The sequence below is a fragment of the Zarconia sp. genome (genome assembly GCF_057467645.1).
Genome location: NZ_JBRJXU010000015.1, coordinates 45,148 through 53,670, shown reverse-complemented (window position 1 = coordinate 53,670; position 8,523 = coordinate 45,148). Strand labels below are relative to the sequence as shown.

The 8,523-nt window shown below is 48.8% G+C and carries 6 protein-coding genes; all 6 read right to left on the bottom strand.

What is annotated here, in order from left to right; translation table 11 throughout:
• Positions 1 to 1,181, bottom strand: a 1,181-nt coding sequence (locus tag AC2215_RS02635; protein ID WP_486808398.1) for a protein kinase domain-containing protein, incomplete at its 3' end; no start/stop codon positions are given.
• A gap of 196 nt (positions 1,182 to 1,377) precedes the next feature.
• The gene (locus AC2215_RS02630; protein WP_486808397.1) at positions 1,378 to 3,720 is read right to left on the bottom strand and encodes a hypothetical protein; all 2,343 of its coding nucleotides are present in this window, start codon (positions 3,718 to 3,720) and stop codon (positions 1,378 to 1,380) included.
• 49 nt (positions 3,721 to 3,769) lie between these two features.
• A complete protein-coding gene (locus AC2215_RS02625; protein WP_486808396.1) occupies positions 3,770 to 6,031 on the bottom strand; it encodes a hypothetical protein in 2,262 nt (753 codons plus the stop codon).
• Positions 6,032 to 6,058: 27 nt separating this feature from the next.
• Positions 6,059 to 6,871: a sugar phosphate isomerase/epimerase family protein gene (locus AC2215_RS02620; protein ID WP_486808395.1), complete on the bottom strand. Its 813-nt coding sequence runs from the start codon at positions 6,869 to 6,871 to the stop codon at positions 6,059 to 6,061.
• A 26-nt stretch (positions 6,872 to 6,897) separates the two neighbouring features.
• The gene (locus tag AC2215_RS02615; protein ID WP_486808394.1) at positions 6,898 to 7,671 is read right to left on the bottom strand and encodes a Rossmann-fold NAD(P)-binding domain-containing protein; all 774 of its coding nucleotides are present in this window, start codon (positions 7,669 to 7,671) and stop codon (positions 6,898 to 6,900) included.
• The gene (locus AC2215_RS02610; RefSeq protein WP_486808393.1) at positions 7,668 to 8,483 is read right to left on the bottom strand and encodes a glycosyltransferase family 2 protein; all 816 of its coding nucleotides are present in this window, start codon (positions 8,481 to 8,483) and stop codon (positions 7,668 to 7,670) included. The genes AC2215_RS02615 and AC2215_RS02610 overlap by 4 nt, the downstream gene beginning before the upstream one ends.
• Between the last annotated feature and the right edge of the window lie 40 nt (positions 8,484 to 8,523).

The window sequence follows — 8,523 nt, the reverse complement described above, 5'->3', positions numbered from 1 at the left end:
GGTGCGGGGGGTTCCGGTTCCGGTGCGGGGGGTTCCGGTTCCAGGGGCAGGATTTCGACGATGGGGGTAACTGCTGGGGATGGGGGTTCGGGTTGGTTGAGGGCAAAGCTAATCCCCACCAAGGTTCCGACTCCCACGAGTCCACCGGCGATAGCGCGGGCGATGGCGGTTTTTTTGAAACCGGGTGGGGAGGGAAGAGACGATCTGCCCGAGGCGGAGGGGTCGGTGGCGGCCACCGTTGCACCGGTGGCGGGGATGGGGACTTGATAGATGGGGGTCCCGGTCGCAGGGATGGGGACTTGATAGATGGGGGTTCCGGGAGCGGGGGCGACACCCAATGCCGGAGATGGCTTTGGGGTGGTGGGTTCGAGGGCCGCTCGCATTTCCTGGGGTTGGGAATAGCGATCTCGAGGATGGGATTCGATCGCTTTATCTAAGACGGCGGCTAATTGCGGGCTGACTCCTTGAGCGTATCCTTGCCACAGCAGGGCCCCAGTTTGCGGATCGGTTGTCATCTGCTGCGGTGTAAAACCGGTGAGGGCGTAAATCGCCGTCATTCCCAAGCTGTAGAGATCGCTGGCGAAGACGGGACGACCGGAGGCCTGTTCGGCGGACATAAAACCGGGGGTGCCGATGATGATGCTGTGGGTGACGTTTCCCGTGGAACTGAGGGTCGTCGCCATGGTTTCCCGAACCGCCCCAAAATCGATCAGAACGGGTTCGCCATCAGATTTTCGGAGAATGATATTCTCGGGTTTGAGATCGCGATGGACGATACCCTGGCGGTGGACGTATTCGAGGGTGGACAGCAAGCTCTTGAGGAGGCTGCGGACGCAAGGTTCGTCAAGGACACCTTCGAGTGCGACCTTGTCGGCGAGGGTTTGACCGTCAATCCACTCTTGCACCAGGTAAAATTGCCCGGCTTCGCAAAAGTAGGCATAGAGGGAGGGAATGCGATCGTTCCCATCCCCCAAGGATTCGACGATCGCCGCTTCTCGGGCAAATCGTTCTCGTACCAGTTGCAGGACTTGGGGATCGTTGCCGGCGGGTTTGAGTTGCTTGATGGCACAGTAGCGACCGGAGGGCATGTGGGTATCTTGCGCGAGAAAGGTTTCTCCAAATCCCCCCCGTCCTAGGGAACGAACGATCCGATAGCGATGGTTGAGTAGGGTTGAGTTCATAATCGATGGCGGTCGGGTAACGCTTTTTCGCAGCCAGAAAAGCTCTTGGTCAGTGTGGGTTCTCGATCGATCTTCACCCACCGACAGACTCTTTCCGTATCAATACTCAGTATAAATAATTCATGGAAGTTCACCCGATGCAACATTCCGATCGCACCTTATCCGATGGGGATTTCCGATGCGTCCCGATCTTGAGTTATCGGACAATGTTAATTTCTAGATCGTATCCAACCGGTCGGAGTCGATCGCCTTCGGCATCGTAAGCCCACACCCACAAGCTCTCTTTCCCCAACGGGAGGGTCATCGAGGGAACGGCCAGACTCCAGGAACCATCGCCATTCACCCGCGACGCCGTCACGAGGCGATCGCTGCTGCCGTAACTGAGATAGACCGCATCGGCCGGTCGATTTCGTTCAGGAAGAATGGCGGAACCTTCAATGGTATAAATGGGTTTTCCCCGGCGAAGTGCGTGCCGATTTCCGGGTTCTGGCATGGGGAGGCATTCCCGGTCTTCGGTGGCGATGCACCACCGCTCGAGGGTGCCAATGGCGGTGCTGTCTCGGGTTAATTCTAGGGGAGTTTGGCTGCGACGCCACATCCACCGTTCGGCAACGAGGCGTTCGGGTCGGTATCGTTCGAGGATGTATTGGAAAATAATGGGGGTGGTATCGGCGATCGTACGTCCGGTGAGAATAATACCGTCGGTGAGTAAGATGCGCTCGGGTTGGGTCGCTTCGAGTTCGCGCGCGACGACTTCCTGAGCAACCGTTGGTAGCGCGTAATAAAGGTTGCCGAATTTGGAACAAGAGGGTTTATCGAATAAGTAATACCAAATCCCTTCGGTATTGGCCGTATAAAAGCAAGATTGGCGATCGATGTCGGCTTTAAAGGTTTCGAGAACTTCTAAATGAGCGGGTTGCAAGATTTCAGCATTTGATTTCGTTAGGTTATCGAAGCGTCCGGATAGATTAGAAAGCGCAAAACCAGGTTCGGCGGCAATTAAAGCGAAGAGAATTGCCACAACCATAATTTTTCGATCGGGATAATTTAAAAATAAAATTAATTTTTCTTTTAAATAAATCTGGTTAACTTTTAAAGTGATATAAGTAATGAGTATAAAGCACCAAAACCCACCTTGACCCGCCATAATAACATTACTGCGATCTAACGGAACTCTCATGTGAAGTAAACTCACAAAAAGAGTCACGAATAAGAAAAAATGCTTTTGAATAAAGTGTTTAATATTCGTGTTGTGGATAAAGTCGTACGTTAAATAGACCAACGTCATGCTTTGCACGAGCATTGGCAGCCAATATAATTGATTGACCCAATTAATTTTTAGATCGGGCATCGGCAACGCAAACATATACCGACTGTATTTCGGCCAGTAGGAAACCTGAGATAAAATTTCGGTCACTTGAGAGAGTCCGAGAATGCATACAATGAATAGACAGGAAAATATAATCCCTAAAATTGAAAACCGAATCCACCGCCAGTAAGTCTGCTTTTCTAAGCTCAAACTTAGTGCACTGACAAAAATATAAGTGACTAAAAAATAAATGGCTCGATCGTAAGTATGCAAAAATCCGATCGGAATTAAGACACCCACCCAGAACGAAAGCAGGCGCAGTTTTTGGATCGCGGATATTTTCGCACTATAGGGTTTGTCGAATGAATGAGGCTCGTAAAATCCCCCTGAATAAGGGGAATTCAGAGAGACTGGAGATTCACAATCTACCCTCCCTGAGTTGGGAAGCGCGATAGACAAACGAAAATAACGGAGCGTTAACGCGAGGTTAATTGTCAAAATAAAGCTTCTGCCGCCATCAAGGAAAAAGAAATATTTCTCAAATAAACAGCAGATAACGATCGAAAAAATAAAAATATATTGGCGATACTTTGTCAATAATAAACTGACAATCTCCCACAGTATCCAAAAATAGCCGAACATTGCCAAAATGGAGGTATAAACATAAAAAAAACGGGTCATGGCAATCCCGTTATTTCCATCTCCAACCCACCAATTTGCCAGTAAACTCGGTACGGCATCTAAGCCAAATCCATGAATAAAAACACTTTGAAGAAAAGGTTTTTCGAGTTGGGTGAAATTCGGTAAATATCCGAGATATTCTCCTTCGTGAAAGGTATCTACCAGCGGTCTCCCGAAATCGGGACAGATTCGATCGAGCGACCAGATGATAATTAAGCCGATCGTGAAGATTGAAACCAGGGCTTTATTTTCGATGATTTTTAAAACGAGAGCGAGACATTTTGCTTTTATTTGTGAATGAAGTTGAGATAGGCAAAATGCGATCGCCGCTGGAACAAACAACAGAATTGCAAATTTGAGATAATCGGTATAAGGAGAAAATTGTTTGATGGCAACTGTTGAAACCACTCCCGTATCATTTTCGGCAAACGGAAGTTCGATCGTATTGACGATTGGCAAAAGCACCAACCATGAAATTAGGGTAATACTTAGGAGACCGGTGAAATTGGAATTCTCTCTTGAATTTCCTCGGTGTTGGGAGTCTGGCATGGCTTGCAATTCGTCACTAAAGTCGAGTAAAGTAATTGCTTATTACTTATCAATCATCCATTTCTACTCGAAGATCCGAACCAAGTTGCACCAGTTTATCTTGGGTGAGATCGTAACTCCAAACCCGGAAAATATTATCCCCTTCAGGAAGAGACATCGTCGGAATCGTCAGCGTCCACCGCAAATCGGGATTAATCCGCGCCGCAGATACCAACCGATTCTCCTCGCCGTAACTGAGGTAGACCGCATCGACGGGTTGACCGTTGGGGGATAGTGTCGTCCAGCCGTTCAGAGATGCCGTATCCCCCATATCGATTTCCAGTTCCTCTAAATTAGCCGTCAGTCGGCAATCTGGGGGAGTGTAACACAGGGTATCGGCGCTTCCCAGGGTATTGGAGGCAACCGGATCGAAGGTAATATTTTGCGATCGCCGCTGCCAAAACCAATGGTCGGAAATACTGCGGTAGGGTTGATAGTTTTGCAGGAAATATTGATAAACCCGCGATGCCGAATCGAGAATCGGGACGCCATCAATCGCATTCGACCACATGGAATTGGTTAGGAGAATAATATTTGGCTGAGTTTCCTCAATTTCGCGAATCACCGCATCTTGGGTTTCGGGAGGTCGAACGTAGTATAGATAGTTGATTTTAGAACAAGAAGGCTTGTCGAAGAGATAGTACCACAGTCCTTCCGAGGTTAAGGTATAAAAACAAGATTGCCGATCGATTTCCGGCTGTAGCGTCTCCCAGGCTTCGAGATAGTGAGGCTGAAGCAGTTCGGTGTCGGGTTTGCGTAGAGACTCAACATAGTCTTGAAGGCGCGCGCCGTAATTAAAGAGATGAAAGCCGGGTTCGGCGGCAATGGCTGCCAGTATCAGTAACACAAAAAATAATTGCGCGGTGGGTGCGATCGTTCCTTCAGTAACACCCGCTTCAAAATAGGTTTGATAGAGTTTCAGCATCAGGTAAACGAGCAAAAATACTGTCACTGTTGCTGCAAAGGTTCCCCGTCCGGGACTGCGATCGACCAAAATTCGCATATAGGTTAAAGAGGCAACGAACAAGACGAGGATGAGATGATTTTGAAGGAAAAAGTCTCTTTTAGAATGGGAAATCCAATAGTCCCAAACGAGATAGATGAGAACGGAGGATAAGAATAAAATTCCGAACCAATCTAAGAATGAAAAGTAATTGAGTTCGATATCTCGCAGGGGGAGAAAGGCGACATATTTGCCATACTCAGACCAGTAGGCAACTTGTCGGAAGATCTCAATGACTTGTGCGATTCCCAGGATGGAAATTTCCAGGAGAAATCCCAGACAAATCCCCAAGCCAGACTCTCCCAGCCAAACTCGCAGGTTTTGCCGACCAAAAGCAATCATTAATGCCGAAGCCACGAGATAAACGGGAACGAAATAGGCGGCGCGATCGTAAGTGTGGAGAAAACTCAAGGGTAAGGATGCGCCGACGAGAACCGCTAGAAATTTTGGGTGTTTGCCACCGGAGAAAACGGTCGGAACGGCAACGCGAAAATAACGCACCACCAGCGCCAGTTGCATGATAAAAACTACATCGCGACCACCGTAGGTTTTATAGATAAAGTTTTCTAAAACACAGAAGAAAATTAAGGCGATCGAAAAAACTTGGACTTGATACGCTTTGAGTTCGATTGAACTGACAATTTCCCAGATTAGCCAAAAATAAGCCATGCAGGCGATCGCATTTTCTACGGAATAGAAAAAACGGGTCAGGGCGATGGTATTATTTTCTGTAGCGAGGCGATCGGCAATCAAGCTTGGCAGTGCGTCTAAGCCAAATCCGTGAATAAAAAATGTTCCTAAAAAAGGTCGATCGAGTTGAGTAAAGTTCGGCAGCAAACCGAAATACTCCCCCTCGTGAAAAGGATCGATGACTGCTGAGTTCCAGTCGGGAACTCCCCAATCAGCAACGACGATAAAACTGACGTAAATCGTCCAAAATATTGCCAGCGATATTGCTAAAGCTAAAACCCGCTTTTTTCGAGTCAAAAGAGAGAAAATGGTTCGATAGATCTTCTGCCAAAATTGTGGCTTGAGTATGAGGACGATCGCGGCCACCAGAGATGGAAACAACAACAGCAATAAAAACTTCAGGTAATCGGTATAGGGACTCAAATTTTTGATGCTGGTGTAGGAAACAATCGAACGTGCCTCTTCTTCTAATGGCAGCGCAATCCCATTCACCACCGGCACGATCGCGATCCAAGAAATAAGAACGATCCCCAAAACGGCAATCGGATTGGGTTTAAGCTGAGGTTTAGAAACAGACATAGATGCAAGGGACCCCACGGGGGGAATTTAGCCGTAATATTTCAGCGCGGTTTTTAACGCCATCTCCACGTTAATGTAGTTAGAATCGGCATCTTGCGCTTTCATCTCGACGGATGTCCAACCCTGATAGTTCCCTTGTTTTAAAGCTTTAGCAAAGCGACGGTGTTCGACGATTCCCGTTCCGACGGTGCCGAGATAGGGTTCGCTAATGTGAAAGTGGCAAATTCGATCGACGCATTTGGCGATCGCCGGTTCGATTTCTTCTTCGCTTAAGGTCATTCCCGCCGTATCTAAATGCAATCCGAATCCCTCATTTCCCACGGCTTTTACTAAGTCTAAACCTTGCGCGGAGGTATTGACAAAATTGCAGCTATATAAAATTGGATTGGGTTCGATGCACAAGGTCACATGATGTTTCTTGGCGACTTCACCCATCTCAAAGAAAAAGTCTCGTGCGATTCGTTCGGCTTCTTTGGGTTTGATATTTCCCACCCGCCGATTTTTGGGAGATCCAAAGACCAACACCCGCACCCCCAATTTCTCGCCGAGTTGAATAATTCCCGTTAAATAGTCGCGGGTTTCTTGCCGATTTTCAGCACTCTCAAAGACTTTCAACTCCGATCGACCGTACAACAGCGCCTGGAGGGAAACGATTTCAATGCCGCGAGAATTCCAGAACTTTTTGTAATCGGCAATTTCTCCATCGCTAGCAGTCAATGGCGACGACCAAATTTTGGTGGGTGCAATTTCAACACCCCGAATTTCTAAGGTTTGCATTAAATCTGCAATGGCTTCTTCTTCGGGGTTTTGCCACGCAATATTAGAAATAGAAATTTTCACGATCGTCCCCTCTTTTCTGGCTGGGTTTACACGGGTTTTTGAGATTGTGCTTTCACAAAGTTGGTTAAATCTTTGAGTATGCACGATCGCTCGTACAAATAGGACGATGCACCCCTCCCGAATCGATCGCCGTATCGGGTTTTCATATCGTAGCGAATCGGTCGATCGTGGGGTCGATTGGTAAACGCCAACCCAAAAGCGTCTCGCGCCACCTCGCGAACGGGGGTGGGTTCCGTGGCAAAATTCACCAATTCGAGACCGCAATCGAGGACGATCTGAATATCTCGCCACAGATAGTCTAGGTTGTAAAACTGAAACACGTGGTCGCAGTGAATTTTCTTCACTTGGTTGTTGTGGAGGAAGTCGTAGACGATATTTTTTTTCAGTCCATCCCCAAACAGTGCCGGTAAGCGGACGATGGCACAATCGAATCGATCGCGAACGAAATTTTCGAGTTCGAGGCGATGTTTGCCATAGGGGTGCAAGTTTTCCGTATCGATGGCAGTGGCTTCATCCACATCTCGCGGAATCGGATACACATCCACCGTCGAAATGAGAACGAACTTGTCTGCTTCAACTTTTGTTAAGGATTGCATCAATCGATCGAGACTGGCTTTGTCGCGATCGGGTTCTTTATTCGCCAGCCACTTCACCGCCGGCGCACCCGCACAGATGAGGAAGTCGAATTTCTCGCCGGCAATGGATTCGATATTTTTCGAGTTGTATCCCTTCTCGAAGGAACTTTGGCGGGTGAGATTCCCCCCCACAAATCCGGTATATCCGATAATGCCTCGATTCACGATCGCACCTCCGCAATTGAATTAGATTTGGGATCGTACTTTCCCAGACAGGCTTGAATCAGGGTTTGCATCACGAGAACGTTCCCCCGAATCGGACTGATTTTCGTCGGTGTCGGTCCGGTTTTGGGATAGATGCGAGTGACGGGAAGTTCGCGCACGTCGTATCCCAACCGCGCCGCGCGAATCGCCAGGTAGTAGTGGAGTTCGTAGCCGGAAAAGACCTCCCGAAACGGTGCCACCCGTTCGTCAAGCAGCAAGCGGCGAGAGTAGGCACGAAACCCGTTGGTGGTATCGGTATAGGGCCACCCGGCCGCGAGACCAATCAGCGGCGCGTGAATGAGTTTGATAGCCCAGAATCGTTCGGGGGGGGTGTTAATCGCCTCACCACCGGGAACGAATCGCGAACCCTGAACGTGATCGCATCCGTCGTCGAGGGCCTCAGCAAAGCTGGGAATCGCCGAGGGATCGTCTTTGTTGTTCCCGTCAATGGTAATGATGCCGTCGTATCCTCGCTCCATGGCGTAGGCAAACCCCATCCGCAACTGAGCGCTCAATTTGCCGGTATCTTGCTTCACCAGCAGCGTTCGCACCCCCAGTTGCGACAGTTTATCGGGTTCGGTCGACCCATCGCTGCTGCCGCCATCCGCAATTATGATATCGAAGCGGCTCGAAATCTGCCGCATTCGATCGAGCTGCTTTTGAATTTTTAATCCTTCGTTAATAATTGGAATGCAGATGCAATATCGACTCTGTTTGGGGGCCAGTTCGATGGATTGGTGGCGGGGAACTTGCCAGGTTTTGGTCTCGAGCAACGGTTGATACCCTCCATATCGCGACGATCGCTTGGTGGTA

What these genes read in the sequence shown, in the direction of transcription:
- AC2215_RS02625 (WP_486808396.1), bottom strand. Translation starts at nt 6,031, where the DNA reads ATGTCTGTTTCTAAACCTCAGCTTAAACCCAATCCGATTGCCGTTTTG.
- AC2215_RS02630 (WP_486808397.1), bottom strand. Translation starts at nt 3,720, where the DNA reads ATGCCAGACTCCCAACACCGAGGAAATTCAAGAGAGAATTCCAATTTC.